Below are 26,229 nucleotides of genomic sequence, written 5' to 3'. Positions count from 1 at the left end.
ATCGCTGGACAATTCGGCTTGGCGACGGCATAAGCGAGAAAACGAATTCTGGTTTGGCTCGCATCTGACGGGCACAAGGAAAAGACATGTGGAATCTTCTGGTTCAGACCTTTACCTGGTGGAACGGTCAGACGATGGGCACGCGTTTTGCGACCTGGCGTTTCGGCAAGCGCGTCGGCGAGGATGAATTCGGCAACGTCTATTACGAAGGCGGCATGTCTTCCTACGGCCTGCCGAAGCGTTGGGTAATCTACAAGGGTTATGCCGATGCCTCCGCCATTCCACCGGGCTGGCATGGCTGGATGCATCATCGCACCGATGTTCCGCCGTCCAAGGAGACCTACGTCGCCAAGGAATGGCAGAAGGCGCATCGCCCCAATTTCACCGGTTCTGCGCAGGCTTACCGTCCGCCAGGCTCAATCGCCGTTCCGGGTGAGCGTCCCCGCGTCACCGGCGATTACGACGCCTGGACGCCGGGCAACTGAGACGGCTCGACCGGGCAATCCCAAACCCGGCTTTTGGCCACAATTGACCTTTACCCGCAGGTTGGCCGCGCTTGACCGCGGCTGCGAACGAAGAATGTCTGGAGACGGGTACACATGAAGCTCTTCACGCGGAACAGGGTGCTGCGTGCCGCCGGATCGCTGCTGGCGCTCTCGGCCTTGCTTCCGCCAGTTGCGGCGAATGCCGCACGCATCGAAAATCCGGTAGCCGTCTTCTCCGGCCTCGACAAGATCACCGGCCGTATCACCACCTTCGACGTCTATGTCAACGAGACGGTTCAGTTCGGCGCGCTGCAGGTGACGCCGAAGGCCTGTTATTCGCGCGACCAGGCCGAAGCACAGAAGATCGACGGTTTCGTCGAGGTCGACGAGATCACCCTCGACCGCAAGATCCGCCGCATCTTCACCGGCTGGATGTTCGCCGCCAGCCCGGGCCTTAACGCCGTCGAACACCCGATCTACGACGTCTGGCTGAAGGACTGCAAGGCAAACTCGGACGTCCCGGCTCCTGACGGCACCAAGGCGACAGCCCGCTAAAAAGCGTCCCGCCAACGCGCCAGACCTTCCCTTCGTCGAACTGCAGGTGCTTCGTGACGATCGCAATGACGTCTTCGATTTCCTTACTTCGTGCAAAGGGAGGCCCAGCGGCAAGCGTGATCTTCTGAGCCCGATGTCGTCCGCCTGCATGACAGGGTACGGCTCGGATGCGTGCGAGAATGTTTCAGATGAAGCCCCGAACCAGGAGGCATCAAATGGATCTTCAGAGTCTCGTCGCTGCTCACATGCCGAACCACCGCCGCCCCACACAGATGGACGCCGCGGCCGAGGGCCGATACTACCGAAATCAGATCACCCTGCCGCCGCCCTTGGGGCTTCGGTTACTCGGCCTGATCGCAACGACCGCCGGCGTGACGCTGTTTCTGGTTGGCGTCATCAAGGCATGAGGCGTCGTCATGGTCAGACAGACCGATCATGCTATGCTGCGATCCCTTGTCACTGGGGAACGGGAGATGGACGACAGCGAGGCTGACCGGGCGTCGATCATGGCGGTGATCCGCGCCGAAACCGAGGCCTGGCTGCAGCGGGACTTCGAGGCGCTGGCGAGCCATTGGATGCAGTCGCCGCAGACCCGGCGGATGGAAGCCTTCGCCTCGCTGGGCGTCCGGGTGGACGAAGGTTGGGACCCGATCGCGGCGCGGATCAAGAAGATCGTGGAGCGATTCCCGGAGAAACACGCCTTCGAGGGGCGCGTCCGCTGGGAAAAAGTCAACATCGTCGTTGACGCCAACATGGCCTGGGTGACCTTCGATCAGATCGGCAGCGACACCGGCGAGGATCGCAAGCGCCAACTGCGGATACTTCACCGGATCGGCGGCGCCTGGAAGATCGGCTGCATGGTAATGATGGAGAGCAGCGTCGAGGAGGCGAGATGCTCGCTGATCGAGGTCGACGCGGATGCAAAAATCCTCTGGACGAACCGGCTGGCGCGGGAACGGATTCGCGGCCATCCGGGGCTCGTCGCCGCTGCCGGCCGCTTGCGCGCCCGGCGGCGTGATCGCGACGTCGCGCTGCGCGAGGCGGTGCGCCTGGCATTCCATGAGTTGCAGAGCCAGAGACCTTTGAACATCGCGCCGAAGCAGGCCTGGTCGGTGGCGCTCGGCGAGGACGCGGCGGGGATTCCGCTCTACTGCTGGGTCCTGCTCGAGGACGGCAAGGCGCTGGTTTCCTTCGACGACGCCGAGACGGTGGTGCGTCGGATTGCGAGCGCGCGGGAGGTCTTCGGCCTCTCGCCGGCGCAGACCCGGCTTGCTCGCCTGATCGTCGATGGCCACGACCTCGCCGCCGCCTCCGATCAGCTTGGGGTCAGTGTCAACACGTTGCGCACCCAGTTGCAGCGCATCTTCGACAAAACAGGCGTCCGCAGCCAGGCGGCATTGGTCCGGGCGCTGTTGAGCGCCGGGACTCCGAGCAAATAAACTCGACTGCCGGGCGCCGCGGCATCCGGCTAACCGCCGGCGCCTGATCTTTCGGAGCTTAAAACTTAATGTGTGGCGACTCCATCGCCGTGGCAAGCATATTGGCATAATCGGCCTTCGGAACGTCTATCGCTCCGAACGTCTTCAGGTGTTCGGTGGTGAACTGTGTATCGAGCAGGGTGAAACCTTTTTCCCGCAGCCGCTCGACCAGATGCACGAGGCAGATTTTCGAGGCATCCGTTCGCCGCGAAAACATGCTTTCGCCGAAGAAGGCCGAGCCCAGCGAGACGCCATAGAGACCGCCGACCAGATCATCACCGTCCCAGGCTTCGACGGTATGGGCATGGCCCATGTCGAACAGCGTCGAGTAAAGGGATCTGATCGTTCTGTTGATCCAGGTGCTCGGGCGCCCGGAGGTCTCTTCCGCGCAAGCCGCGATCACCTGATCGAAAGCGTAATCGAAACGGATCTCGAAGGGTTTTCGGCGCACCGTCTTGGCAAGGCTCTTCGACACGTGGAAATCGTCGAACGGCAGCACGCCGCGCAATTCCGGCTCGACCCAGAAAATTTCCGGGTCGTCGGCGGATTCGGCCATCGGGAAGAGGCCGATGGAATAGGCGCGCAGGAGGATTTCAGGAGTGATGCCTGGTGACTTCCTGCGCGATCCTGCCATTCCCGCCCTATGCCGCCGGTGTGTTGGCGAGGTAGTCTTCCAGCCAGTGGATGTCGTAGTCGCCGTTGGCGATATCCTGGTTGGAGACGAGATCCTGGAACAGCGGCAGCGTCGTATTGATGCCGTCGACGACGAATTCGTCGAGTGCTCGGCGCAGCCGCATCATGCATTCGACGCGCGTGCGGCCGTGCACGATCAGCTTGCCGATGAGGCTGTCGTAATAAGGCGGGATCTTGTAGCCCTGATAGGCACCGGAATCGATGCGTACGCCGAGACCACCCGGAGCGTGAAAATGCGTGATCGTGCCGGGCGAGGGCACGAAGGTGCGCGGGTGCTCGGCATTGATGCGGCATTCGATGGCATGACCGGAAAAATGCACTTCATCCTGGGTCACCGAAAGACCGCCGCCGGAGGCGACGCGGATCTGCTCGTGCACGAGGTCGATGCCAGTGATCGCTTCCGTGATCGGATGCTCCACCTGCAGGCGGGTGTTCATTTCGATGAAATAGAACTCGCCATTCTCGTAGAGGAATTCGATCGTGCCGGCGCCGCGATATTTCAGCTTCTTCATGGCGTCGGCGCAGACCTGGCCGATCTTCATCCGCTGCTCGACGTTGAGCGCCGGCGAATTCGCCTCTTCCCAGACCTTCTGGTGTCGCCGCTGCAGCGAGCAGTCGCGCTCGCCAAGATGAATGGCATTGCCTTCGCCGTCGCCGAACACCTGGATTTCGATGTGCCGCGGCTTGCCGAGATATTTTTCCATATAGACGGCATCGTTGCCGAAGGCGGCCGCCGCTTCGGTGCGCGCCGTCGACCAGGCCTCGATCACGTCGGCCTCGCTCTTGGCGACCTTCATGCCGCGTCCGCCGCCGCCGGCCGTTGCCTTGATCAGCACGGGATAGCCGATTTCAGCAGCCGTCTTCAGCGCATCCTCTTCGGTCTTCACTTCGCCGTCCGAGCCCGGAACGACGGGAATGCCGAGTTCCAGCGCCGTCGTCTTGGCGGTGATCTTGTCGCCCATGATGCGGATATGATCCGCCGTCGGCCCGATGAAGGTGATGCCGTGGGCTTCGAGAATATCGGCGAACTTGGCATTCTCCGACAGAAAGCCGTAGCCCGGATGCACGGCGTCGGCGCCGGTGATCTCGCAGGCGGCGACGATCTGGTGGATATTGAGATAGCTCTCGCGCGAGGAGGGCGGGCCGATGCAGACACTTTCGTCGGCAAGCCGCACATGCATGGCATCGGCGTCGGCGGTGGAATGAACCACGACGCAGGCGATGCCGAGCTCCTTGCAGGCCCGAAGCACGCGAAGGGCGATTTCCCCGCGATTGGCGATGAGGATTTTCGAAATCATGGGCATGGGCCTATTCGATGACGACGAGGGCTTGGCCGTATTCGACGGGATGTCCGTCATCGACGAGGATCTCGGTCACCTTGCCCGACTTCGGCGAGGGGATCTGGTTCATCGTTTTCATCGCTTCGATGATGATCAGCGTCTGGCCTTCCTTGACTGTCGCGCCGACTTCGATGAAGGCACGCGCGCCGGGAGCCGGCGCCATGTAGACGGTGCCGACCATCGGCGCACTGACGACATTGGCGGGATTGCGGGCGGGAGCGGCGGCCGGCGCAGTTGCTGCTGCCGGAGCGGCGGCTGCGGCATAGGCAGGCGCTGCGATCGGCGCCTGGACATATTGCGGCGTGCCTGCACGCGAAACGCGAATGCGCAGGTCGTCCTGCTCGACCTCGATCTCCGTCAGATCCGTCTCGTTGAGGATATTGGCGAGATCGCGGATCAGTGCCTGATCGATACCCGATTTCTTTTCAGCCATGGTGTTGCCCTGTCTTATTCTTATGCCGTGATGTTCTTCAGCGCATGAAGCGCCAGGATGTAGCTATGAGGCCCGAAGCCGCAAATCACGCCCTTGCATGCCGGCGCAATCATCGACTTATGGCGGAATTCTTCCCGCGCATGAACGTTGGATATGTGGAGTTCAATGACGGGAATGGAAATAGCGCGGATCGCATCATGCAGCGCGACCGAAGTATGCGTATAGGCGCCTGCGTTGATGGCAACGCCGACGGCCTTTTCGTCGGCCTCATGGAACCAGTCCACAAGCGTACCTTCGTGATTGCTCTGACGGAAATCGATGTCGAAGCCGAGTTCGCGGCCGGCGGCCTTGCAGTCCGCTTCGATGTCCTTCAGCGTCTTGCCACCATAAATGCCGGGCTCTCGTTTGCCCAGCATGTTCAGGTTGGGGCCGTTCAGGACGAAAATCGTTTGCGTCATCGAATGTTCCGTAAAATGTACGACGGCAACCTATAGACTCCGTGAAGGCTGAATGAAAGCCCTTATGGATTGGCCAGCGGAATCACGCCACATTTGTCCACATGGTTGAAACGCTTCGATTTTGGCGATTTGATGGGCGGCCGGCTGGCGGCTCACTTGCTCAGCAGGCGGTCTTGCCGCAGCTGCGCATATTCTTGACCTTGGCTTCGAGATCGTCGAGCCCGACGGCGCCCGGCACCAGTTCGTTGCCGATCACATAGGACGGCGTGCCGCTGATGCCGAGACTGGAGGCGAGCTGGTAGGTCGCCTGGACGACACCATCATTCGGGCTCTTTGCCATCTCGGCGCGAATCTTGTTCTCGCTGACGCCGAGCGAAGCTGCAACCGCGATCGCCGTTTCGTCGGAGGCGCGGCCTTCGGCGCCGAGAAGCGCGACATGGAAATCGGCATATTTCTCCGGCGCCAGCTTGCGGAAGGCGTCGGCCACCTTGTGGGCTGCGACCGAATCCGGCCCGAGGATCGGAAACTCCTTGAGCACGAAACGAACGTTCTTGTCCTTCTTGAGCATCGCCTGCATGTCGGGAAGCGCGTGACGGCAGTAGCTGCAATTGTAATCGAAGAATTCGACGACGGTGACATCGCCCTTGGGATTGCCGAGGGTGACGTCGTTCTTCGAATCGAAGATCGCGGCCGTGTTCTCGTCGATCGCCATATTGGCCTTCACCAGCCGCTGGGCTTCCTGCTTCTTCTGCAGCGCATCCTGAACATCGAGCATGATCTCGGGATTCTCGATCAGGTATTGCTTGATGAATTCGCCGAACTCCTTCTTCTGCTGGTCGTCGAGCGCTGCCGCCGGAAACGGAAGGGCGATCGATGCGGCAAGTGCCAGTGCGGTGAAGGTTTTCGGAAGAAAGGCCATGATATCCTCGTCAACGGCGATGTGGTCGTCTCTCTGTCGAAAAGACCGTCGCCGGGTTATGGACTTGAGTGCGTCGCGTCAAGGTACGGTGCGTTGTGTTCTGCTCAAACAGGAATTTTCATCCCAGCGTGACCCTCGCGGGATTGTGATGAGCCGATTAATGCGGCAATTGTCAGGCCGTCAGTGAAGTAGCCGAGCGAGAAGCGATCTTGTTTTCCATATCGAAACGCAGCGAAGTCGAGCCATTTCATGCCATGGACGTCCTGGCGGAGGCGACGAAAAGGCGGGCGGCCGGCCAGCCCGTTATCTCGATGGCGGTCGGTCAGCCCTCGCATCCCGCCCCTCAGGCTGCCCTTGAAGCAGCGCGCGCAGCTCTTGCCGAAGGCCGGATCGGTTATACCGATGCGCTGGGAACGGCGCTGCTGAAATCGGCACTTGCCCGGCACTATAAGGATCGCCACGGCCTGGAGATCGATCCCAAGCGGATCGCCATCACCACCGGTTCCTCGGCCGGCTTCAACCTCGCCTTCCTGTCGCTCTTCGATGCCGGCGATGCTGTGGCGATCGCAAGGCCTGGTTATCCCGCATATCGCAATATCCTCGGCGCGCTTGGCTTGAAGGTTGTCGAAGTGCCGGTAACGGCCGAGACCCACTTCACCCTGACGCCTGAGAGCCTCGAGGCGGCGCAGAAGGAAAGCGGCGTGACGCTGAAAGGCGTGCTGCTCGCAAGCCCCGCCAACCCGACCGGCACGGTGACCGCTCGCGATGGGCTGAAAGCGCTCGCGGACTACTGCGCGGCCCATTCCATCGCCTTCATCTCCGATGAAATCTATCACGGGCTGACCTTCGCCGGCGAGGAGGCCAGCGCGCTGGAGCTGACCGACGAGGCGATCGTCATCAACTCCTTCTCCAAATATTACTGCATGACCGGCTGGCGAATCGGCTGGATGGTGCTGCCGGAGCGCCTGGTGCGGCCGATCGAGCGGGTGGCGCAAAGCCTTTATATCTCTCCGCCCGAACTTTCCCAGATCGCCGCCACGGCCGCGCTCGGTGCCGGCGACGAACTCGATCTTTATAAGGCGAGCTATGCCGCCAACCGCGACTTGCTGATGCGCCGCCTGCCGGAGATCGGCCTTGCGATCGCGTCACCGATGGACGGCGCCTTCTACGCCTATCTCGACGTCACCCGCTTCACCAATGACAGCATGGGTTTTGCCAAGCGCATGCTCGCGGAAATCGACGTCGCCGCAACACCCGGCCTCGACTTCGATCCGCTGGAAGGACATCGAACCCTGCGTCTGTCTTATGCGGGCTCGGAAGCCGAGATCGCCGAGGCGGTGGAGCGAATCGCAACCTGGTTGAAATAGCGCCCGCGGGCACGCCAGCGGCTGCGCGCTCTCCTATTGCTTAGCTGCGCGATGAAAACAGCGAGGCGAGCGTCGAAGCGGGCTTGTTGTTCAGCCGTGGCACCACCACGAGCTGCTTGATGTCACCGCGCTTGTAGGCGGCGAGGAAACGGCGGTAGTCCTTGAAGGAGACGCAGCCGTTGGAATCACCGTTTTTGCCGAGCATGTAGGTGTGGGCCAACAGGCCGACACGGTCATAGATGGCGTCCGCGCCTTCGAGCGGGGTCAGCCGCAGCGCCTCGACACCATGGAAAAGGCTCTCGCGCATGGTGAGGGCATAGGTGTGCGGCGGCGTCGGCCCGTGCATCTTCTTATTCACGAAACGCGGGTTGTCGCGCATCTTGCCGAGACCGGAATGGGCTTCCAGCCTCTCGCCGTTCGGCAGATAGACGGTGCTGTTCTCGATGTCGTAGATCGCCACACCGGCGCGCAGCTTCGGCGAGAAGACCGGCTTGTCGTAGCGTGGCACTGCATCGTCCTTGTCGTCCTCGATCGGCGAGTTTGGCTGGGCGTAGGCAAGTGCAGGTTCGCCGGCGCGCTGCGAACCCTTGGCGACCGGCGCCGGCTTGCCGATAAGGCCGTCGGGACGCGCCATCGGCAGCGGCACGGAGTCTTCGTCGGGCGTCAGCACCAGATCGAAAGGCGGCGCGTCGTCGGCGGCGGCAACGGCCACCGGTGCGGGTTCCGAGGCGGGAATTGCGGCGGTGCGGACCGGAGATGCTGATGGTTCGACCGGAGCCGGTGCGATCTGCCGGGATCCGGCATCGGCAAGTGCCAGAAGGGCCGGGAGTTCGGCAGCAGCAACGGCCTCCTTCGAGGGAATGATGACCCGGTCGCCGTCGTGTTCTTCCGTCGCTGCCGAGGCGACATCGACCGGCGCCTGCGTGATCACATCATCCTTGCGGAACTTGGCGCTGTCCGAAATTGCCGCCACGACTGGCTGCTCGGCAGCCATGACAAGCCGATTGTGTTTTGTAAGTGCCGCCAGTGCCGTTACGGCGGCGGCAGTCTTTTCGGCGTGGGATTGAATGAGGCTCGCCGTCAGCGGGATCTTCGGCTTCGCATCGAAAGCGGCCAGCCGGTCAGCCTTGCCGACATGGATCAGCCGCTCGTGGGGCGTCGCCGGTTTGGCCTTCGGCGCCGATGCCACCTGCGTGAATCTGTCGGGCGGAGAAACGGGCACGGCCACCGAGTGCATTGTCGCCAAGGTCGCGATCAACCATGTGGAGGTCAGAAATCCGGCGCCGACGACGCCGTAAAGAAAGCCGCGAGATCCGCGCAAACGAAAGGCAGATCCGCCAAGAGGGGTGACGTCATCGAACGTCCCGACCGCAAACGCCATACTACACTCGTCTTTCAAACTCGCTACGCAGGCCGGCGGCACTGACTGACTACACTTCGCCGGGGCCGGTATAGGCGCAAGTGGGCCGAATTTAGACCACTCGCGACTTCCGACTGTCTCGCAAGGATGACGAATTATGGTTTCTAATTTATTTACGCCGCGCCGCTGTTTCTCGCGACGTCTCAAAAAGAGATGCGCTGGGCCTTCTCAGGCGCGTTCCATCACATAACTTCCCGGGGCTTCTTCGATCGCATTCAGCGCATCGCCGCCCGGTTTGCGCGCTGGCACGCGCCTGCTGTCATGGGTCTCGATCCAGGTCTGCCAGTGCGGCCACCACGATCCAGGTGTCTCGGTTGCCCGCTCGAGCCAGGTCTCGTACTCGCCCTTGGCGGGGCCGCCCGTCCAGAATTGATATTTCTTCTTGTCGGGCGGGTTGACGACGCCGGAGATATGTCCCGAGCCGGTGACGACGAATTCCACCTTGCCGCCGAAAAACTGGCTGCCGAGAAAGACGGACTTCGCAGGCGCTATGTGATCCTCGCGGGTGGCGAGATTATAGATCGGGATCTTGACGTCCTTCAGCGACACCGGCTTGCCGTCGAGGACCATCTCGTTCTGCGTCAGCGCATTCCTCAAATAGCAATTGCGCAGGTAGAAGGCATGGTTTGCCGCCGCCATGCGGGTCGAATCGGCGTTCCAGAACAACAGGTCGAAGGGCAGGGGATCCTGGCCCTTGAGGTAGTTGTTGACGAAATAAGGCCAGATCAGCTCGGAAGCCCGCAGCATGTTGAAGGCCATCGACATCTTCGAGCCGTCGAGATAGCCGGCCGCCTGCATATGCTCCTCAAGCGCTGTCAGCTGCTCCTCGTCGACGAAGACCTTGAGATCGCCGGCATGGGTGAAATCGACCTGGGTGGTAAAGAGCGTCGCAGTCTTGATGCGCTTGTTCTTCTCCTTGGCATGCAGCGCCAGCGTTGCCGCTAGCAGCGTGCCGCCGACGCAGTAGCCGACGGCGTTGACGTCCTTTTCGCCGGTCGCCTTCTCGATCGTCTCGAGCGCGAAATCGATGCCCTCGCGGGCATAGGACGTCCAGTCCTTATCGGCGTGGCGCGCATCCGGGTTGACCCAGGAAATGACGAAGGCGGTCTGACCCTGGTCGACACACCATTTGATGAAGGATTTCTGCGGGTTGAGATCGAGAATATAAAACTTGTTGATCCAGGGCGGGCAGATCAGCAGCGGCCGCTTCAGCACCGTTTCGGTCGAAGCCTCGTACTGGATGATCTGGCAGATGTCGTTTTGGGCGATCACCTTGCCCGGTGTCAGCGCCATGTCGCGGCCGACGACGAATTTCGTCATGTCGGTCTGGCGAAGGCGAAGATCGCCGTTTCCGGCAGCGATGTCCTCGGCAAGCATCTTCATCCCCCGCACCAGGTTTTCGCCGCTGGTTGCGATCGTCTCGCGGTAGAGCTGGGGATTGGTGGCGATGAAGTTGCTGGGCGAAAGTGCTGCCGTGATCTGCTTCACGTAGAAGCCGGCCTTGTGCTTGGTGTGCTCGTCGAGTCCGTCGGTCTCCGACACCAGCTTTTCCGCCCAGTCGGTCGTAACGAAATAGACCTGGCGCAGAAAATCGAAAAACGGGTTCTTCTGCCAGTCTTCGTCGGAGAAGCGCTTGTCCTTGCGGGTGTCCGGCTCGGCATGCAGAGGCTCGCCCTGCATGTGCGTAGCTTGCATCCGCTGCATCGAGCGCATCCAGATGCCGAAGAACGAGGACATCAGCTGCGTCTGCGCCTCGAAGGTGCGGCGGGGATCGGCAATCCAGTATTCGGTGACCTTGGAAAGCGTCTTGACCATGTCGGTCATCGGATCGACGGCGGTTTGGCTGATCTCGCCGCGTTCGCGCGGCGCAAGCCAGGCCGAGGCGGCCTGTCCGAGATTTTCGAGCGCCCGGGCGAAATTCATCGCCATGGTCTCGGGATCCTTCAACAGATAGGGATCGAGATCGGTCGCATCGAAACCGGCTTTGCCGCCATTCTTCTGGCCGTTATTCTCCCGCTTGCTGTCGGTCACCATTTCCTCCGGCGGCAGCACTGTTTTTATCCAATCGTTGTACATCGTGATTGAACGAGAAAACAAGTTCCACCCGCGCCGGCTCATGCTATTGCTTTGTGGCTGCGACAAATTTAACAGTCGACGCAGTCAGAACTGGATTTTGAGGCATGACGAAGAACGGCATTCGGCGCATCGCAACCTTCAACCGCACCGCATTGATCTGCGCCGCGGCGGCGATGGCTCTTGCCGGATGCAATCTGACGGCTGAGCAGAAGGCCGCAGCCGCCGCCAAGCGAGCGGCGCCAACCGCCGTCGTCATGCCGGCCACCAAGGGCGATGCGGTCGAAGGCGGCCTGGCAAAGTCGCCGGACGGCTATCCGAATTTCGGCGCGCCGCTGACGGCCGCCAACGTCCAGATGAGTGACGAGCAGGCGGCCGAACTGCAGCATCAGTTGACCGCACTCGCCGCCCGGCGCAAGGCCGGCACGATTTCGGAGGCCGAATATCAGGCCAAGGCCGCGGAAATGCGCCGTCTCGCCGCCGAACACGGCCCGGAGACGCTCTCCGAAATCTCCAAATAGACCTTGCCTTTCAGGCAATTTGGACGCAAAGCCTTCCGGATGGATCGGAAGACAAGATTTTCCCGATAATGCGCGTTACGCGGCCTTTCCGTCAAAGATTTGCCGCGTGTTTTGGGTCTGATGAATACGGCGCTGCGATTCTGAAGTTCGTGTCGCAGCCGCCGGGAGACGGAACGAACTTCGACTGCGGCCCGAAAGCCGCCTTTCCATGGGGAATGAAATGGAAGAGTTTCACAAAGTCCGGCGTTTGCCGCCTTATGTTTTCGAACAGGTCAACCGTTTGAAGGCAAGCGCGCGAGCGGGCGGTGCCGATATCATCGATCTCGGCATGGGAAACCCCGACCTTCCCACTCCTCAGTCGATCGTCGACAAGCTGTGCGAAGTCGTGCAGGATCCGCGCACGCACCGTTATTCGTCTTCCAAGGGCATTCCGGGGCTGCGCCGCGCTCAGGCCGCTTATTATGCCCGCCGTTTCGGCGTCAAGCTCAACCCGGATACGCAAGTGGTCGCTACCTTGGGCTCCAAGGAAGGCTTTGCCAACATGGCGCAGGCGATCACCGCGCCGGGCGACGTCATCCTCTGCCCGAACCCGACCTATCCGATCCATGCCTTCGGCTTCCTGATGGCGGGCGGCGTCATCCGCTCCATGTCGGTGGAGCCGGACGAAAGCTTTTTCCCGCCGCTTGAGCGCGCGGTCCGGCATTCGATCCCGAAGCCCTTGGCGCTGATCCTCAACTACCCCTCGAACCCGACGGCCCTTGTCGCGACGCTCGATTTCTACAAGGACGTCATTGCCTTCGCCAAGAAGCACGACATCATCGTGCTCTCCGACCTTGCATATTCGGAAATCTATTTCGACGGCGCCCCACCGCCGTCGGTTCTCGAAGTGCCGGGTGCAATGGATATGACGGTCGAGTTTACCTCGATGTCGAAGACCTTCTCCATGCCCGGCTGGCGCATGGGCTTTGCCGTCGGCAACGAGCGGCTGATCGCGGCGCTCACCCGCGTCAAGTCCTATCTCGATTACGGCGCCTTCACGCCGATCCAGGTGGCGGCGACGCATGCGCTGAACGGCGACGGCTCCGACATTGCTGAGGTTCGCAATGTCTATAAACGTCGCCGCGACGTCATGGTCGAAAGCTTCGGCAAGGCCGGCTTCGACGTACCGCCGCCGGCTGCCACCATGTTCGCCTGGGCGAAGATCCCGGAAAAGTTCCGTCATCTCGGTTCGCTCGAGTTTTCCAAACTGCTGGTCGAGAAGGCTGACGTCGCCGTTGCCCCGGGCATCGGCTTCGGCGAACAGGGCGACGACTACGTTCGTCTGGCGCTTGTCGAGAATGAACACCGCATCCGCCAGGCTGCGCGCAACATCAAGAAGTTCATGTCGACGGCAGACGAAACGATGCACAACGTCATTTCGCTGAACGCGCACCGCTAATCCAACTCTAAGGCAGCCGCGTCCCGCGGCTGCCGCCACACAGATATTTCAGGATAAATCTATGGCAGATGCCCTCAAAATCGGCATTGCGGGCTTGGGCACCGTCGGCGCCTCGCTAGTCCGCATCATCCAGCAGAAGAGCAACGAGCTTGCCGTCACCTGCGGGCGTCCGATCACCATTACCGCGGTTTCCGCGCGTGACAGGGCGAGGGACCGCGGCATCGATCTTGCCACTGTCACCTGGTTCGACCGGCCGGAAGAGCTTGCTGAAAAGGGCGATATCGACGTCTTCGTCGAGCTGATGGGCGGCGCCGAAGGGGCTGCCAACGTTTCCGTGCGCGCCGCACTCCAGCGTGGTCTCCATGTGGTGACAGCCAATAAGGCGCTGCTTGCCTATCACGGCGTCGAGCTCGCAACGATCGCCGAGGAGAAGGGCGCGTTGCTGAATTTCGAGGCGGCAGTCGCCGGCGGCATCCCCGTCATCAAGGCGCTGCGTGAATCGCTGACCGGGAATTCCGTCTCGCGCATCTATGGCATCATGAACGGCACCTGCAATTACATCCTGACCAAGATGGAGAAGGAGGGGCTTTCCTTCGCCGAGTGCCTGAAGGAAGCGCAGCGCCTCGGTTATGCCGAGGCCGATCCGGCCTTCGACATCGAGGGCAACGACACCGCCCACAAGCTGTCCATCCTGACGACGCTTGCCTTCGGCAATCGCATCGCCGCCGATGACATCTATCTCGAAGGCATCACCAACATCTCGATCGAGGATATCCACGCTGCCGCCGAGCTCGGTTATCGCATCAAGCTGCTGGGCGTTGCCCAGCGCACCGATACCGGCATCGAGCAACGCGTTCACCCGACCATGGTGCCGGTCGATTCGGTCATTGCCCAGGTCGACGGCGTCACCAATGCGGTGGCGATCGAATCCGACGTGCTCGGCGAACTGCTGATGGTCGGCCCCGGCGCCGGCGGCAATGCCACAGCCTCGTCTGTGCTCGGTGACATTGCCGATATCGCCAAAAGCCAGCCGGGCGCCCAGCGCGTGCCGGTGCTCGGCCATCCCGCAAAGGCGCTGGAACCCTACCGCAAGGCGCAGATGCAGAGCCACGAGGGCGGGTATTTCATCCGCCTGACCGTGCTCGACCGCACCGGCGTCTTTGCCAGCGTCGCAACCCGAATGGCCGAAAACAACATCTCGCTGGAATCGATCGTCCAACGCTCGAAGCAGCATTTGGCGCCGTCGCACCACCAGACGATCATTCTTGTCACCCATGCGACGATGGAGGAGTCGGTGCGCAAGGCCGTCGCCTCGATCAAGTCGGAAGGTTATCTCTTCGGCGAGCCGCAGGTGATTCGAATCGAGCGGCCGAAAGAGGACGGCTGAGCCCTCCCGATCGTGTGGACACCCGTTGAACCGCCCCGTCTCGACAGGGCGGTTTTTCTGTAATTTTTTCAACCTCCCCTTACGGAAGTCTATATTAACAAATACCGAAATATTGATATAATTAAACCGGAGATTGGTGAGTCGTCTGCGTGGAGAATTTCATGAGCAAGGACAGCCACGCCGGGAAAGGGTATGGCTGCCCGGGCGAGGTGCCGCCGGACCGTCCTGATATGCTTGAGGAAATGCTCAAGCCGACCTACCGTGAAATTCGTCAAGAGGCTCCTGATGAGCCTGACGGCGACGATGAGCAGACAGAAGGCCGCAACTGGGCCATTCTGCTAACGCTGTTTTCGGTCATGCTGGTGCAACTGGGCGGCATCGCCGTGATCGTCTGGGCGGTGTTCTGGTAAAAATCCGTGTCTGCAAATCCATCGCTATGTTATCTCCGCTGCTTCTGTAGAAAGAGCAGATGAAGTCAGCGGAGTGTGGCATGGCAGATCTCGTTGATCCGGTACAGCGCGCGTTTCTCGGCGTGGAGAAATCCGCGCTCGACAATCGCTGGGTCGCGCGGCTCGACCAGGCCGGGCAGAACCGGGCGCTCGCCATGTCGCAGATCCACGGCCTGCCGGATCTGATCGCTCGCGTGCTGGCCGGGCGCGGCGTGACGGTGGACGAGGCGATCGAATTCCTCGATCCGACGATCCGCAGCCTGATGCCCGATCCCCATAGGCTGACCGATTGCGAAAAGGCGGCAACCCGCCTCCTGAGCGCCATCGAGCGCGGCGAGAGCGTTGCGATCTTCGGCGACTACGACGTCGACGGCGCGGCCTCCTCGGCGCTAATGTTTCGCTTCCTCAGCCATTTCGGCGTCAAGGCGAACATCTATATTCCCGACCGCGTCTTTGAAGGTTACGGCCCCAATCCGGCGGCGATCAACCAGTTGATCGACAACGGCGCCCGGTTGATCGTCACTGTCGATTGCGGCTCGACCAGCCACGAGGCGCTGGCCGCCGCCGCCGCCCGCAACATCGATGTCGTCGTCATCGATCACCACCAGGTGACACATGAGCTGCCGCCCTGCCATGCGCTCGTCAATCCGAACCGCGAGGACGATCTCTCGGGGCAGGGGCATCTTTGCGCCGCCGGTGTGGTCTTCATGGTGCTGGTCGCGACGCTGAGGCTGCTACGCGCCGCCGGCAACAAGCGCATCCTCGCGCTCGACCTCTTGCAATGGCTGGATATCGTCGCACTGGCGACGGTCTGCGATGTCGTACCGCTGAAGGGCCTCAACCGCGCCTATGTGGTGAAGGGGCTGGTCGCTGCCCGCCACCAGAGCAATGCCGGGCTTGCAGCCCTCTTCCGCAAGGCCGGGCTCGCAGGCCCGGTGACACCCTATCATTTCGGCTTCCTGATCGGCCCGCGCATCAATGCCGGCGGGCGGATCGGCGATGCGGCACTCGGAAGCCGGCTGCTGACGCTCGACGACGCCGGGGAGGCTGATGTGATCGCCCAGCGCCTCGACGAGCTCAACCGCGAGCGCCAGGCGATGGAGACCATCATGCTGCAGGAGGCGGAAGCCGAGGCGCTCGCCGAATATGGCGACGGCGAGGGCGCCTCCGTCATCGTCACCGCCCATGAGAAATGGCATCCCGGCATCGTCGGGCTGATCGCCGCGCGGCTGAAGGAAAAGTTCAAACGCCCCGCCTTTGCAATCGCATTCGATCCTTCCGGCCGCGGCACCGGCTCGGGCCGCTCCATCAACGGCTTCGACATGGGCAGGATGGTGCGGGCTGCCGTCGACGAGGGGATCCTCGTCAAGGGCGGAGGCCACGCCATGGCCGCCGGGCTGACGGTCGAGCGCGCCGATCTCGGCAGGCTGAGGACCTTCTTCACCGAGAAGTCGGCAAGGACTGTGGCGAACCTCGTCGCCAACGAGACGCTGAAGATCGACGGTGCGATCGGCGCCAGCGGCGCCACGCTCGAACTCATCGACCGCCTGGAGGCCGCCGGCCCATATGGCTCCGGCCATGCACAACCGCTCTTTGCCGTGCCGGCACATCGTGTGAGCGACGCGCGCCTGGTCGGCGAGAAACATGTGAAGGTGACGATGGAGGCAATGGACGGATCGCGGCTCGACGGCATCGCCTTCCGCGCCGCCGATACGCCACTTGGTAATCTTCTCCTCAACTCACGCGGCGCCAGCCTGCACGTGGTGGGTTCGCTGGGCGCCGAGCATTATCAAGGCGCCCGCCGCATCCAGCTGCGCGTCTGCGATGCTGCGCCGGCAAAATAAAACAGCCGCGCAAAAAAGCTGATGATGAGGAATTCGGAGGGAAGAAATTGGTACGCCCTAGGGGAGTCGAACCCCTCTTCCCAGAATGAAAATCTGGTGTCCTAACCGATAGACGAAGGGCGCTTCCTTCGTGGTGGCGCCCTTATAGTCAGCACCTTCAAAAGCCGCAAGCGCCAAGACGCGAAAAAATCATCGTTTTCGCCGATTTTTTTGCTCCTGTGGAAAAACGTGGCGGGGGAGGCGATGCAGCCAAAACAGCGCGATCAAGCTCCAAGGATAGCCGTTAAATGCAATCCCTGAGATATGGTCTCCGCAACTTCTCCGGTGAGTCGCAGGGGTAGACATACAAGTGCTTGGTCAAACGCAGGCATTTTTGCCCGATGTTGGTACGCCCTAGGGGAGTCGAACCCCTCTTTACAGAATGAGAATCTGTCGTCCTAACCGATAGACGAAGGGCGCAGGCCGGCCCCGTTAAAATAGGACCGCGCGCAGACTTCTGCAAGCGGATGCGATGGCTTCAATATGGAGAGAAATTGGTACGCCCTAGGGGAGTCGAACCCCTCTTCCCAGAATGAAAATCTGGTGTCCTAACCGATAGACGAAGGGCGCTTCCTTCGTGGTGGCGCCCTTATAGTCAGGCGTTTTGAATCCCGCAAGCGGCAATTCGGTTTTCTTTCAAAAAAATGACAGGAAATCCGAGTGCGTTCGAAGAGCTGATTATTAAAGCTGAATCAATAGGCTGCCAGTTGTTTCTTTAACAAGACGAGGCGGCGCTTTCGTAACGTTATGCGAAAATTGCGCGGCCGTCAGATCGCTCTTGCGGTCGCCAGCGGCGCGCGTTTGCCGCCGCAGCCCCAGTTCCAGTCGCGGGTTTTGCCGGTATCGAGATGGACCGAATCCGTGTGGCAATAGGTGCCGACACCGCCGCGGTTCGGCAGCGAGCGAATATAGGCGGCGATATCCGATTTCGTCACGCCGTCGATCTGGACGTCAGCCGCCTCGCAGCTCTTGTGCATCGATTCGTCGGCGCCGCCGACCAGGCGGTTATGCTCTTCGTCGCGATAACCTGAAGTGACGATAACAGGCCGGCCGAAATGGCTTTCGACCGTCTTGATCACACTCAGCAGCTCGGGCTTGAAGCAGCTGACCTCGACCTTGTCGTTCTGGAGATGCAGCCCGTTCGGCGCGATACGCGTCATGCCGGGCAGGGCAGCCTTGTGCAGAAGGCCGGAAAGGCTGCCGAGCAGGTTCTGCTTCGGCGCGCTGTAGAGCGCGTTCATCGTCGGGGCCGGACTGCCGTCTGTCGCCAACGACGCCGTTTGAACGGGTGCAGGCTGGGTGCTGCCATTCTGCGAGGATTGCTGGGGCAGCACCGGCTCCGCCGGTTGTGCCGATGCAGGCGGCTGGCTGTAGACGCTGCTTCTTGCGGGTACTGCACCTTGAACCGGCGCATAGGCCTCCGGCTGAATGACGGTGGACGTGCCGTTGTTCTGCGGCGCCGGCTGATGATCCGAAAAGATGCTCATCGCCTGCGCGTTGATCCTGGTCGATTGCAGCACGAGCCCGCCGATATTGGCAGGTGCTGCCGTCGCCGGATCGGCCGGCGGGACGGCGGCATTCGGACCCTCAGCGACGACCTGCGGCGCGGCTTGGGCGCCGGAGACGTTGACGAGCCGGGGGTCCGAGTACATTGAGCGTGGGGCATTTTTTGCAGGCGCTGCCTGAGCAAGCTGCGGTACCGCGGCTTGCGCCGCTGGAACCGCTGCCGCAGAGTCGAGCGCCTTCTTGTCTGACGCACAGCCGGACAGCGCCAGCACCGAAGTGGCGATCAGCAAAGCGCCCGTCAGGGGCATCCGCATCTCAATGTTACGCAAGCGACAGTCTCCAGTTGATGCGGAAAACGGGCGAAAACCGCCATCTTCCGCTTCGAGTCATCAGGAGATTGCCTTCGGTGCCGGATCGCGGCAAGCGTCAAGGCGCCGGCCGGATCCGAAATCGCAAAAGCCGCAAGCTTCGCAAAAGCCTTGCGGCGAAAAGCCTTACCAGGCGCCGGTATTGCCCATCGAGGCCCAGGGTTCGGCGGCGACAAGCGGGCTGCCCTTCTGCAGGATTTCGATCGAGATGCCGTCGGGCGAGCGGACGAAGGCCATGTTCCCGTCGCGCGGCGGCCGGTTGATGGTGATGCCGTTGTCCATCAGATTCTGGCAGGTTGCGTAAATATCGTCGACCTCATACGCGAGGTGGCCGAAATTGCGTCCTCCGCTATAATCTTCCGTGTCCCAGTTGTAGGTAAGCTCGAGGCAGGGAGCCTTTTCGCTGCGTGCACGGTCGAGATCGTCGCGAGCCGCCAGGAAAACCAGGGTGAAGCGACCCTTCTCGTTTTCGTGGCGGCGAATCTCCTCCAGCCCGAACAGCGTGGTGTAAAAAGCGAGCGAGGCGTCCAGGTCTTTGACGCGTACCATTGTGTGAAGATAACGCATTCTATCTACTCCTTTATTGGGGCTGGTCTTTTTCGGCGAGCTGAGGTCAGCTTCGGGCAAGTCATCTTTGGAAAATGTGCAGTTGGGAATAACCGAAAACTAGGACTTGCGCTTATCCGTTACCAAGATGTTAATCTTGATTTCAAGAATCAGTTAACCGTAACAGTGTGACGCGTATTCGAGGGGCTGGCGACAATGGCTGATAGGATTTCATCGAACGAATACTCCGACCTCGACGAGCTATCGGGAGAGGCGGTCGATCTTGTTGAAATCACCGGCGTCGTCAAGTGGTTTGACGTCGCCAAGGGTTTCGGCTTCATCGTGCCCGACAACGGCATACAGGATGTCCTCCTGCACGTGACCTGCCTGCGGCGCGACGGTTACCAGACGATCCTCGAGGGAACGCGCATCGTCGCCCTCATCCAGCGCCGCGAGCGCGGCTACCAAGCGTTCAAGATCCTTTCGATGGACCAGTCGACCGCGGTTCACCCCTCGCAACTGCCGCCGGTGCGCACACATGTGCAGGTCACCGCGACGAGCGGGCTGGAACGTGCGCTCGTCAAGTGGTTCAACCGTACCAAGGGCTTCGGCTTCCTGACACGCGGCGAGGGCACGGAAGACATCTTCGTACACATGGAGACGCTCCGCCGCTTCGGTTTGACGGAGCTTCGCCCCGGCCAGGTGGTGCTCGTCCGCTTCGGCGACGGCGAAAAGGGCCTGATGGCCGCAGAAATCCATCCCGACGTTCCGAGCCCGGCCAGCCGGTCGCATTGATATGCGCGGTCTCATTCTTCTTCATGCGATCAGAAGCGCCATCACGGCGCTTTTTTTCATGGTCGCCCTGCCGGCCTTGGCCGAGGAGCAGATGCGATTCGACAAGGAGCCGCTGCTCATCCAGACCGCTGCGGGCAAGCTGCTGCATTTTACTGTCGAGATCGCCTCGACTCCGGATCAGCGCGCCTACGGACTGATGTTTCGCAAGGCGATGGCCGATGATGCCGGCATGATCTTCGATTTCGACGAGCCGCGGCGCGTCACCATGTGGATGGAAAACACCATCCTGCCGCTCGACATGCTTTTTGCCGACGACACCGGCGCGATCCGTCACATCAAGGAAAAGGCCGTGCCTTATTCGCGCGACATCATCGATTCGATGGGCAAGGTGAAATACGTTGTCGAACTCAATGCCGGCATCGTCGCCAAACTCGGAATCAAGCCGGGCGACAGGATCGTCAGCGCCACGACCACGAAGAAGACGAAGTGACGACGCGCAAGCGTGCGAGCCGCGATGCGGCCGTCAAAGATCCAAAAATATCGGGATATTGAATGGTCGGAGTGGAGAGATTCGAACTCCCGACCCTCTGGTCCCAAACCAGATGCGCTACCAGGCTGCGCTACACTCCGTGCCGTGGCGGGGAGATACACGGTTCACTTCACCGTCGCAACCCATAAATCCAGCTCTGGCCGAAGTTTTCGCCTGATATGTCGGTGTATACATAAAATCGGGAAAGGCCGCCCGTCCGCCCTGAGGGGGCAACTGGGCATCAGGAGGAGGCTCCTCAGCCGCGTTCGAGCAGGCCGATATATTGGGCGTAGCTGATGGCAACGTAGAAGAAAGCCGTAATGCCAGCCCCGATCACAATGGCATTGAACTCCGCCGAACGTCTCATCATGTGTGCAAATCCACTGAAATTGACTGAGCCGTAAATAGTCCCGAGGGCTGGCCGCGGCAATCAGGTTGTGATCACAACATGAGACGACCGGTAATATTGCGCAACCGGCCTGTCTGCCGATATCCTTGTTTCCGAAGCATCGCCTCATCAACGCGATGGGGTCGAGGCGCGTCATACACTGCCTTTTTTCTTGAAAAGCCGGGGATTCGCGGATAAGCAAAATTCATCTCTTCGCGCTATCACTAGCGATGAAGCAAGTGCCCCGGCAACGGGATTGAGACCATCAAAGGCGGGCGATGCCCGCATAGCCGGAGACGCGCAGTCATGTCTGCCAAGATCTATCGTCCAGCCAAGACCGCCATGCAGTCCGGCAAGGCCAAGACCCATCTCTGGGTGCTTGAATTCGATCAGGAGTCGCCGCGCAAGATTGATCCGATGATGGGTTACACCTCGTCCGGCGATACGCGACAGCAGGTAAAACTCACCTTTGAAACGCAAGAACTGGCCGAAGCCTACGCCCAGCGCAACGGCATCGAATACCGCGTCATCCCGCCGAAGGATCCGGTCCGCCAGGTTGTCGCCTATCCGGATAATTTCCGCTATACCCGCACGCAGCCCTGGACGCATTGAGATTTCTCGTCGAGAACTGCCGCATCCGGTCGCGCTCCGTAAACGCGACCGCCGGACGGCCCCTTAGCTCAGCTGGATAGAGCACCTGCCTTCTAAGCAGGTTGTCGCAGGTTCGATTCCTGCAGGGGTCGCCAGCCAACTATCTGAAATCGTAATGCTTTTTTCGCATTCGCCCATCAGCATCGTTTAGGGGAGTTCTGAGTAGGATTTATCAACCCTAGTCCACGCTGGTTGGGAGCACTGGGTCAATGGCTACGCATCACTATATTCCCCAACCCATTCTGGAACGCTTCATCAACCCGAGAAGGGGCGCAACCTCAATGTGCTCGACAAGGTGTCTGGCAGACTGTTTCATCCTGCGGTCAAGGACTTCGGCGTTGAAGATCTCCATACCTTATCTTCTAGCATGCTCGAATCCTTTGAAGCCGATGAGTTGCCTGATATAGAGATCACAATTGGCGGAAAATTTGAAAGCCCGGCGGCGCCGCTGTTAGAGAGGGTGGTTGAGAGTTCATCTTTGGAATGGCTAACCGCTGCGCAGCGGCAAGAGATCATTCAATTTGTAGCGTTACAATGGGTGCGCGCGCCTGGCCGGATTTTTAATCTCAAATCGGCCCTAGCGAAGGGATTTGATGGAGATGAACCAGCCAGAAATTTAAGGGTTTTGGGCACGCCAAATCTTCCAGATCCGCTGCGTGATCTGGCCTTAATAGGCATCCCAATCGACGCCGTTGGGTTGGCCGGCGTTCTCGGCCGCGCTCACTTGGCCCTAGCGCTGGCGCCCGACAACATGGCGGTGGTTGGCGACAATCCAGTAGTAGTACATTCCTATCTGGAGCTGCCCGATTATCTCTTTCCTGCGTTTTTGGTTTCTGCGCCCGGTAGTGATGCATTCCTGCCAATATCGCCTAAACACATTTTGTATCTACACACTGAGGAGAACGCCATCACGGGCACCTGCGCCAGGATCAGATGGCCCAAGTCAGGGCCGACATGGCGTCGGATGAAAAGCAAGGCTTTGACTTTAAGCGCGCCTTTTCTTCCTCCATCTAGGGCGCGGTGACGATTTAGCGATTTGGGATTCCCCGGCGGGGCAAATCAGATTCAAGGCTAATTTTGGAGATTGGCCATGGAATGCGATGCGCTTGGGGATGGTCAGTGGGAACGGATCAAGAGATTTGTGCCGGGCGGCACGAAAGGCAAGCGCGGTTCGCGCACGAACGACCGGCTGTTTCTGGATGCGTTATTGTGGATGGCCCGTTCCGGTGGTCGCTGGCGTGCGTAAAACAAAGAACTAAAGCGTAAGGCGCGAACCTGAAAGATCGCGACGCGATTTAGGTCGGTGCGGAATTATTGTTCGGACTGATCTCGCAACACGACGAACGAGGTGCCACCTTGATCACCAGCAACCTTCCGTTCGACGAATGGACGGAGACCTTGGGATCCGAACGCCTGACCGGTGCTCTGCTGGACCGCATCACCCACCACGTCAACATCCTCGAGATGAACGGCGACGGCTATCGCCTCGCGCAAAGTCGCGCCCGAAAGCCGGCTGACACCCGTCGAAAAATCGCAGCGCGCGGATGGGACCTCCGCTCGGGCTACGCCCTCCCGGCCGGCTCATCCGCGCGCCGAAGTAACCGACTTTTGCGCGCCGCGCGGCTGGTTTTTACTCCGCCGTCGGCATATTTCTGGATTGTCCGCACGATTGTTGCGGCGATCGGACGACCGCCGCAACGGATATAGCTACAGGATTAGATCGCCTGCCCCCAGGTGGACGAGGCCCTTCAGATGAACCTCGAAGTCTTGAACGCCGTCGCCGTTCAGGTCGGCCTGGATAACGGTAACATCGCTCGCGGATCCAGCATGGTCTTCATAGTGCCAAGCGAGCGCGCCAGCCTTGTGGTCGAAAGTGGCATTCTCCTGCGCCTGGAAATGGAAGGTTCCATTGCCCGCCGCAGAGCCATTCGCATCTATCGCCGAGAGGTTGATCTTATCGACGCCGTGCTGGAAGTCGGTGATGATGTCGCTGTTCGTGCCGGACCCGGTTTCCGTCGGTGCCTTCAAGATAAACGTATCCGCGCCGGTGCCACCGGTCATGATGTCCTTTCCGGCACCACCAATGATGACGTCCGCGCCGGCGCCGCCGTCCAGCTTGTCCGCGCCAGCCCCGCCATTGAGAACGTTGCCGCCGTTATTGCCGCCGGTCAGTACGTCGTTGTCGCTGGAGCCAGTCAAGTTTTCGATGCTGACGATCTTGTCACCGGCGGCCTGGCCGCCCGATACCGCCTTAGTCGCCAAGTTGACGTTGACCGCGCTGGAGCCCGCATAGCTGGCCGTGTCGTTGCCAGTACCGCCGTCGAGCACGTCCGCGCCGGCCCCGCCCTTCAACACGTCACTGCCGCCGAGACCCTTGAAGGTTTCGTTGCCAGCGTTGGACTGACCCGTGTGCGGCAGGATGTCGTTGCCGCTGGTGCCGATGAATTCCTTCGTCGGCGTGGTTGGAGTTGTCGGTTGCGTCGGCGTGGTTGGCGTTCCCGGTTGCGTCGGCGTAGTCGGCGTTCCCGGCTGCGTCGGCGTGGTTGGCGTTCCCGGTGCCGAGCTGGAGCCCGATTCGTAGGCACCGATATCGACAGTTCCAACGATGCGAGCGTGGCCGTCCAGATCGACCGAGCCGACGCCGTACTTGCTGGTTCCGCCGTCGATCGCCGACGAGCCGGAGCCGAGGTGGAAGTTGTCGCTTGCTGCCCCCGCGAATTTCGGGTCGACGCCGAGCTTGTTGCCGCTCGCCGTGCTCGGCATCGCGTTGCCGCCGTCGGTCTTGACCGATGCCTGGCCGGCCGTGCCGTTGTAGGTGATGTTGTTGGCCCAGACGACGTTGCTGTTGGCGCCGCCGGTAGACGTGTTATCGATCGCAGTGTTGTTCTTGTTCACCGATGGGTCCGCAACGGCGATGTTGTTGACCCAGGTGTTGTTGTTCGACGCCGAGTTGCTGAGCTCGCCGCGCCAGGTGCCGGTGTTCGCCGAGTCCTGATTGTTGTGGTATGCGGTGTTGTTCTGCACCGTGACGGAGTCGCTCCAGGTAACCTGGACGCCTTTGCCGCCGTTATTGTAGACGAGGTTGTTGTCGACCAGGGTCTTGAATGTGTAGTTCGGATGACCGCTCGACTGCGTGCTCTGGAAATCGTCGATGATGATGCCGTTGCCATCGGTGTGCGCACCCGCCTTCGTGATGTTGTCGTGCGAGATATTGTTCCGCACGATCGTCCGGTAGCCGTCCGTCGAGGTATCGCCTGTAATGTTCCGGTTCTCGTAGATTGAGATGCCCGAGTACCAGCCCGACGACGCGTTATTGTAGGTCTCGTTCCCTTCGACGCGGATGAAGTCCGATTGGTTGAACTGAATGCCCGACTCCCCGCTGTCATGGACAGTATTGTTGAGGATTTGGATGTGGTGGACGTTGTTCGCTTCGATGCCGTCGCCGGTGCCGCCCTTGATGTCGAAGCCGTTGATGACCACGTAATTGCCGTTGACACTGATCCCGGTGTACGAGCCCGCTGGTGGCCGGATTAGTGCTGCGCCGGGCACTTCCGAGCGAAGCGTGATGTTGCCTGCCGCCGAGCCGTCCTTGTCGATGTTAATGCTCTCGTTGTAGGTCCCGGGCTTCACCACGACCTCGTCGCCAGGCTTAAGGTTCGACGCCATCGCGTCGCTGATCGTACGGAAAGGAGAGGAGGTACTGCCGTTACCGCTGTTGCTGCCAGTCGTCGCTACGTAGTATGTTGTCATGGTCTTGTTCCTCAACCCCTGCCCGTTAATATTTTGGGTTAATCCAGCGTTACGGCGGCAGGTTATAGTGTGACAATTTTGAGGGTGCAACAGCAATGCGACAGTAAGTGCTTGAGAAGAATAGCCTTATTGCTGCCACATTATCTTAATCACTCCGATGTTACGTTTTGAAATATTTGCAGAATTTCGAGTCGCCCAAATTGGGGCAATATAAATGTCTCGCTTTCCGAGAATTATTCTTTCTGCAACTACAGCGACATGCGTCCATTGAAAACTTTAAGAAAACCTGATGGCGTGACTGGATTCCTCTCGCCAAAAGCGGAATCGACATTTTTTCTGAATTTAGCAATTTTTTGCAGTGTCACCCTGCTAATTGGTACTGATCGAGATGGTAATTGTGGGCGTGACCGTCGAATCGGCTGCACCTCGAACTTCACAATCAGCCCCCATCAAACGGATCGGCGATAAGACAATGCCGTCGTTTTCTGAGCCCGATACAGCGATCCCCAGGTACTCGGACGCCGCTGCAGGCATGCCGCAAAGAACCGCCTACTACTCACTCGAGCGGGGCTAAACCACGGCCCAGTCATCCGCAGAGCAGCCGATCTCTTTGGAGCGACCGTCAACATTGCAGCACGAATCGCAGCGCTTGCATTGACCTGCCACTGAGCTTTCATCCAGCTGCGATTAGAGCCTCGGGGGTTTTGAATACGCCAAGTGGCGCGGTGTGAGCAACCGGCGGAAACGCGAAGCTTTCATCTTGCGCAGCGTTGGAGCCGGTTGCGGCGATGGTTTCG

At 60.4% G+C, this 26,229-nt stretch carries 25 protein-coding genes, 5 tRNA genes and 2 pseudogenes; 17 read left to right on the top strand and 15 right to left on the bottom strand.

Annotated features, from left to right (window positions below):
• Positions 1-86 precede the first annotated feature (86 nt).
• The 4 genes from HJB83_RS24910 to HJB83_RS24895 all read left to right on the top strand — a co-directional run bounded on the left by HJB83_RS24910 (position 87) and on the right by HJB83_RS24895 (position 2,479).
• Positions 87-485 carry an NADH:ubiquinone oxidoreductase subunit NDUFA12 gene (locus tag HJB83_RS24910; RefSeq protein WP_207584000.1) on the top strand — a complete coding sequence of 133 codons (399 nt, stop codon included), beginning with the start codon at positions 87-89 and terminating at the stop codon, positions 483-485.
• A gap of 114 nt (positions 486-599) precedes the next feature.
• Positions 600-1,040, top strand: coding sequence for a DUF2155 domain-containing protein (locus HJB83_RS24905; RefSeq protein WP_164009333.1), 441 nt, complete (start codon positions 600-602; stop codon positions 1,038-1,040).
• Between the two features lie 215 nt (positions 1,041-1,255).
• Entirely contained in the window at positions 1,256-1,447 is a 192-nt protein-coding gene (locus tag HJB83_RS24900; protein ID WP_221132657.1) for a hypothetical protein, read from the top strand.
• 9 nt (positions 1,448-1,456) lie between these two features.
• Entirely contained in the window at positions 1,457-2,479 is a 1,023-nt protein-coding gene (locus HJB83_RS24895) for a helix-turn-helix transcriptional regulator (protein WP_207584002.1), read from the top strand.
• A 58-nt stretch (positions 2,480-2,537) separates the two neighbouring features.
• Here HJB83_RS24895 and aat read toward each other — a convergent pair whose 3' ends face one another.
• The 6 genes from aat to HJB83_RS24865 form a co-directional block, all read right to left on the bottom strand.
• Positions 2,538-3,152, bottom strand: coding sequence for a leucyl/phenylalanyl-tRNA--protein transferase (aat, locus tag HJB83_RS24890; protein ID WP_207584003.1), 615 nt, complete (start codon positions 3,150-3,152; stop codon positions 2,538-2,540).
• A gap of 7 nt (positions 3,153-3,159) precedes the next feature.
• Positions 3,160-4,515, bottom strand: a complete 1,356-nt coding sequence (gene accC / locus HJB83_RS24885; protein WP_207584004.1) for an acetyl-CoA carboxylase biotin carboxylase subunit — start codon at positions 4,513-4,515, stop codon at positions 3,160-3,162.
• A gap of 4 nt (positions 4,516-4,519) precedes the next feature.
• Entirely contained in the window at positions 4,520-4,984 is a 465-nt protein-coding gene (gene accB, locus HJB83_RS24880) for an acetyl-CoA carboxylase biotin carboxyl carrier protein (RefSeq protein WP_207584005.1), read from the bottom strand.
• A 20-nt stretch (positions 4,985-5,004) separates the two neighbouring features.
• On the bottom strand, positions 5,005-5,442 hold the full coding sequence (gene aroQ / locus HJB83_RS24875; RefSeq protein ID WP_007825196.1) for a type II 3-dehydroquinate dehydratase: 438 nt from the start codon (positions 5,440-5,442) through the stop codon (positions 5,005-5,007).
• Between the two features lie 160 nt (positions 5,443-5,602).
• Entirely contained in the window at positions 5,603-6,361 is a 759-nt protein-coding gene (locus tag HJB83_RS24870; RefSeq protein WP_207584006.1) for a DsbA family protein, read from the bottom strand.
• Positions 6,362-6,465: 104 nt separating this feature from the next.
• Complete coding sequence (locus HJB83_RS24865) at positions 6,466-6,612, bottom strand: hypothetical protein (protein WP_207584409.1); 147 nt, start codon at positions 6,610-6,612, stop codon at positions 6,466-6,468.
• On the opposite strand from HJB83_RS24865, the gene HJB83_RS24860 reads away from it, so the two are divergent.
• Positions 6,571-7,728, top strand: coding sequence for a pyridoxal phosphate-dependent aminotransferase (locus HJB83_RS24860; protein ID WP_207584007.1), 1,158 nt, complete (start codon positions 6,571-6,573; stop codon positions 7,726-7,728). The two genes, HJB83_RS24865 and HJB83_RS24860, sit on opposite strands and share 42 nt — an antisense overlap.
• 40 nt (positions 7,729-7,768) lie before the next feature.
• Here HJB83_RS24860 and HJB83_RS24855 read toward each other — a convergent pair whose 3' ends face one another.
• Both HJB83_RS24855 and HJB83_RS24850 read right to left on the bottom strand, forming a co-directional pair.
• The gene (locus tag HJB83_RS24855) at positions 7,769-9,109 is read right to left on the bottom strand and encodes a DUF2778 domain-containing protein (RefSeq protein WP_221132656.1); all 1,341 of its coding nucleotides are present in this window, start codon (positions 9,107-9,109) and stop codon (positions 7,769-7,771) included.
• 207 nt (positions 9,110-9,316) lie between these two features.
• Entirely contained in the window at positions 9,317-11,182 is a 1,866-nt protein-coding gene (locus HJB83_RS24850) for an alpha/beta hydrolase (RefSeq protein ID WP_221132692.1), read from the bottom strand.
• 146 nt (positions 11,183-11,328) lie between these two features.
• Between HJB83_RS24850 and HJB83_RS24845 the strand changes: the two genes are divergently transcribed.
• The 5 genes from HJB83_RS24845 to recJ all read left to right on the top strand — a co-directional run bounded on the left by HJB83_RS24845 (position 11,329) and on the right by recJ (position 16,860).
• A complete protein-coding gene (locus HJB83_RS24845; protein ID WP_207584009.1) occupies positions 11,329-11,742 on the top strand; it encodes a hypothetical protein in 414 nt (137 codons plus the stop codon).
• A gap of 220 nt (positions 11,743-11,962) precedes the next feature.
• Entirely contained in the window at positions 11,963-13,180 is a 1,218-nt protein-coding gene (locus tag HJB83_RS24840) for an LL-diaminopimelate aminotransferase (protein ID WP_207584010.1), read from the top strand.
• A 61-nt stretch (positions 13,181-13,241) separates the two neighbouring features.
• The gene (locus HJB83_RS24835; RefSeq protein WP_207584011.1) at positions 13,242-14,567 is read left to right on the top strand and encodes a homoserine dehydrogenase; all 1,326 of its coding nucleotides are present in this window, start codon (positions 13,242-13,244) and stop codon (positions 14,565-14,567) included.
• A gap of 161 nt (positions 14,568-14,728) precedes the next feature.
• Positions 14,729-14,977, top strand: coding sequence for a hypothetical protein (locus tag HJB83_RS24830; protein WP_207584012.1), 249 nt, complete (start codon positions 14,729-14,731; stop codon positions 14,975-14,977).
• An 80-nt stretch (positions 14,978-15,057) separates the two neighbouring features.
• Positions 15,058-16,860, top strand: a complete 1,803-nt coding sequence (gene recJ, locus HJB83_RS24825; protein WP_221132655.1) for a single-stranded-DNA-specific exonuclease RecJ — start codon at positions 15,058-15,060, stop codon at positions 16,858-16,860.
• A 48-nt stretch (positions 16,861-16,908) separates the two neighbouring features.
• Here recJ and HJB83_RS24820 read toward each other — a convergent pair.
• From HJB83_RS24820 to gloA, 5 genes are all read right to left on the bottom strand, one after another.
• A tRNA-Glu gene (locus tag HJB83_RS24820) sits at positions 16,909-16,983 on the bottom strand.
• A 261-nt stretch (positions 16,984-17,244) separates the two neighbouring features.
• Positions 17,245-17,319 (bottom strand) — tRNA-Glu (locus tag HJB83_RS24815).
• Between the two features lie 75 nt (positions 17,320-17,394).
• Positions 17,395-17,469: transfer RNA gene (locus tag HJB83_RS24810), tRNA-Glu, on the bottom strand.
• Positions 17,470-17,666: 197 nt separating this feature from the next.
• Positions 17,667-18,734 (bottom strand): D-Ala-D-Ala carboxypeptidase family metallohydrolase, encoded by a 1,068-nt coding sequence (locus tag HJB83_RS24805; RefSeq protein WP_221132654.1) that lies wholly within the window; start codon positions 18,732-18,734, stop codon positions 17,667-17,669.
• A 165-nt stretch (positions 18,735-18,899) separates the two neighbouring features.
• A complete protein-coding gene (gene gloA, locus HJB83_RS24800) occupies positions 18,900-19,340 on the bottom strand; it encodes a lactoylglutathione lyase (RefSeq protein ID WP_221132653.1) in 441 nt (146 codons plus the stop codon).
• A gap of 195 nt (positions 19,341-19,535) precedes the next feature.
• Between gloA and HJB83_RS24795 the strand changes: the two genes are divergently transcribed.
• Together HJB83_RS24795 and HJB83_RS24790 are read left to right on the top strand one after the other, a co-directional pair.
• Positions 19,536-20,114: a cold-shock protein gene (locus HJB83_RS24795; protein WP_207584015.1), complete on the top strand. Its 579-nt coding sequence runs from the start codon at positions 19,536-19,538 to the stop codon at positions 20,112-20,114.
• A gap of 1 nt (position 20,115) precedes the next feature.
• A complete protein-coding gene (locus HJB83_RS24790) occupies positions 20,116-20,604 on the top strand; it encodes a DUF192 domain-containing protein (protein WP_207584016.1) in 489 nt (162 codons plus the stop codon).
• Positions 20,605-20,667: 63 nt separating this feature from the next.
• Here the strand turns inward: HJB83_RS24790 and HJB83_RS24785 are convergent.
• Positions 20,668-20,744 (bottom strand) — tRNA-Pro (locus tag HJB83_RS24785).
• 593 nt (positions 20,745-21,337) lie between these two features.
• Between HJB83_RS24785 and HJB83_RS24780 the strand changes: the two genes are divergently transcribed.
• The 5 genes and pseudogenes from HJB83_RS24780 to HJB83_RS24760 form a co-directional block, all read left to right on the top strand.
• Complete coding sequence (locus tag HJB83_RS24780; protein ID WP_207584017.1) at positions 21,338-21,643, top strand: ETC complex I subunit; 306 nt, start codon at positions 21,338-21,340, stop codon at positions 21,641-21,643.
• Positions 21,644-21,700: 57 nt separating this feature from the next.
• A tRNA-Arg gene (locus HJB83_RS24775) sits at positions 21,701-21,777 on the top strand.
• Positions 21,778-21,965: 188 nt separating this feature from the next.
• Positions 21,966-22,706 (top strand): DUF4238 domain-containing protein, encoded by a 741-nt coding sequence (locus HJB83_RS24770; protein ID WP_311044302.1) that lies wholly within the window; start codon positions 21,966-21,968, stop codon positions 22,704-22,706.
• Between the two features lie 66 nt (positions 22,707-22,772).
• Positions 22,773-22,922, top strand: a pseudogene (locus HJB83_RS24765) (transposase); the annotation flags it as partial.
• A gap of 62 nt (positions 22,923-22,984) precedes the next feature.
• A pseudogene (locus tag HJB83_RS24760) lies at positions 22,985-23,194 on the top strand (ATP-binding protein); the annotation flags it as partial.
• Between the two features lie 195 nt (positions 23,195-23,389).
• Here HJB83_RS24760 and HJB83_RS24755 read toward each other — a convergent pair.
• Positions 23,390-25,432 carry a choice-of-anchor Q domain-containing protein gene (locus HJB83_RS24755; RefSeq protein ID WP_221132652.1) on the bottom strand — a complete coding sequence of 681 codons (2,043 nt, stop codon included), beginning with the start codon at positions 25,430-25,432 and terminating at the stop codon, positions 23,390-23,392.
• Positions 25,433-26,229: the final 797 nt, after the last annotated feature.

The organism is Rhizobium sp. NZLR11 (assembly GCF_019685115.1).
In the GTDB taxonomy this organism is placed as follows: domain Bacteria; phylum Pseudomonadota; class Alphaproteobacteria; order Rhizobiales; family Rhizobiaceae; genus Rhizobium.
Note: the sequence above shows the minus strand (reverse complement) of the source record. Positions and strands in the feature narration are given on the sequence as shown.

Bases quoted from the DNA above. Each gene is read 5' to 3' on its own strand.
- HJB83_RS24910 (WP_207584000.1), top strand. From the start codon at position 87: ATGTGGAATCTTCTGGTTCAGACCTTTACCTGGTGGAACGGTCAGACG.
- HJB83_RS24905 (WP_164009333.1), top strand. From the start codon at position 600: ATGAAGCTCTTCACGCGGAACAGGGTGCTGCGTGCCGCCGGATCGCTG.
- HJB83_RS24900 (WP_221132657.1), top strand. From the start codon at position 1,256: ATGGATCTTCAGAGTCTCGTCGCTGCTCACATGCCGAACCACCGCCGC.
- HJB83_RS24895 (WP_207584002.1), top strand. From the start codon at position 1,457: ATGGTCAGACAGACCGATCATGCTATGCTGCGATCCCTTGTCACTGGG.
- aat (WP_207584003.1), bottom strand. From the start codon at position 3,152: ATGGCAGGATCGCGCAGGAAGTCACCAGGCATCACTCCTGAAATCCTC.
- accC (WP_207584004.1), bottom strand. From the start codon at position 4,515: ATGCCCATGATTTCGAAAATCCTCATCGCCAATCGCGGGGAAATCGCC.
- accB (WP_207584005.1), bottom strand. From the start codon at position 4,984: ATGGCTGAAAAGAAATCGGGTATCGATCAGGCACTGATCCGCGATCTC.
- aroQ (WP_007825196.1), bottom strand. From the start codon at position 5,442: ATGACGCAAACGATTTTCGTCCTGAACGGCCCCAACCTGAACATGCTG.
- HJB83_RS24870 (WP_207584006.1), bottom strand. From the start codon at position 6,361: ATGGCCTTTCTTCCGAAAACCTTCACCGCACTGGCACTTGCCGCATCG.
- HJB83_RS24865 (WP_207584409.1), bottom strand. From the start codon at position 6,612: ATGAAATGGCTCGACTTCGCTGCGTTTCGATATGGAAAACAAGATCGC.
- HJB83_RS24855 (WP_221132656.1), bottom strand. From the start codon at position 9,109: ATGGCGTTTGCGGTCGGGACGTTCGATGACGTCACCCCTCTTGGCGGA.
- HJB83_RS24850 (WP_221132692.1), bottom strand. From the start codon at position 11,182: ATGGTGACCGACAGCAAGCGGGAGAATAACGGCCAGAAGAATGGCGGC.
- HJB83_RS24845 (WP_207584009.1), top strand. From the start codon at position 11,329: ATGACGAAGAACGGCATTCGGCGCATCGCAACCTTCAACCGCACCGCA.
- HJB83_RS24840 (WP_207584010.1), top strand. From the start codon at position 11,963: ATGGAAGAGTTTCACAAAGTCCGGCGTTTGCCGCCTTATGTTTTCGAA.
- HJB83_RS24835 (WP_207584011.1), top strand. From the start codon at position 13,242: ATGGCAGATGCCCTCAAAATCGGCATTGCGGGCTTGGGCACCGTCGGC.
- HJB83_RS24830 (WP_207584012.1), top strand. From the start codon at position 14,729: ATGAGCAAGGACAGCCACGCCGGGAAAGGGTATGGCTGCCCGGGCGAG.
- recJ (WP_221132655.1), top strand. From the start codon at position 15,058: ATGGCAGATCTCGTTGATCCGGTACAGCGCGCGTTTCTCGGCGTGGAG.
- gloA (WP_221132653.1), bottom strand. From the start codon at position 19,340: ATGCGTTATCTTCACACAATGGTACGCGTCAAAGACCTGGACGCCTCG.
- HJB83_RS24795 (WP_207584015.1), top strand. From the start codon at position 19,536: ATGGCTGATAGGATTTCATCGAACGAATACTCCGACCTCGACGAGCTA.
- HJB83_RS24790 (WP_207584016.1), top strand. From the start codon at position 20,116: ATGCGCGGTCTCATTCTTCTTCATGCGATCAGAAGCGCCATCACGGCG.
- HJB83_RS24780 (WP_207584017.1), top strand. From the start codon at position 21,338: ATGTCTGCCAAGATCTATCGTCCAGCCAAGACCGCCATGCAGTCCGGC.
- HJB83_RS24755 (WP_221132652.1), bottom strand. From the start codon at position 25,432: ATGACAACATACTACGTAGCGACGACTGGCAGCAACAGCGGTAACGGC.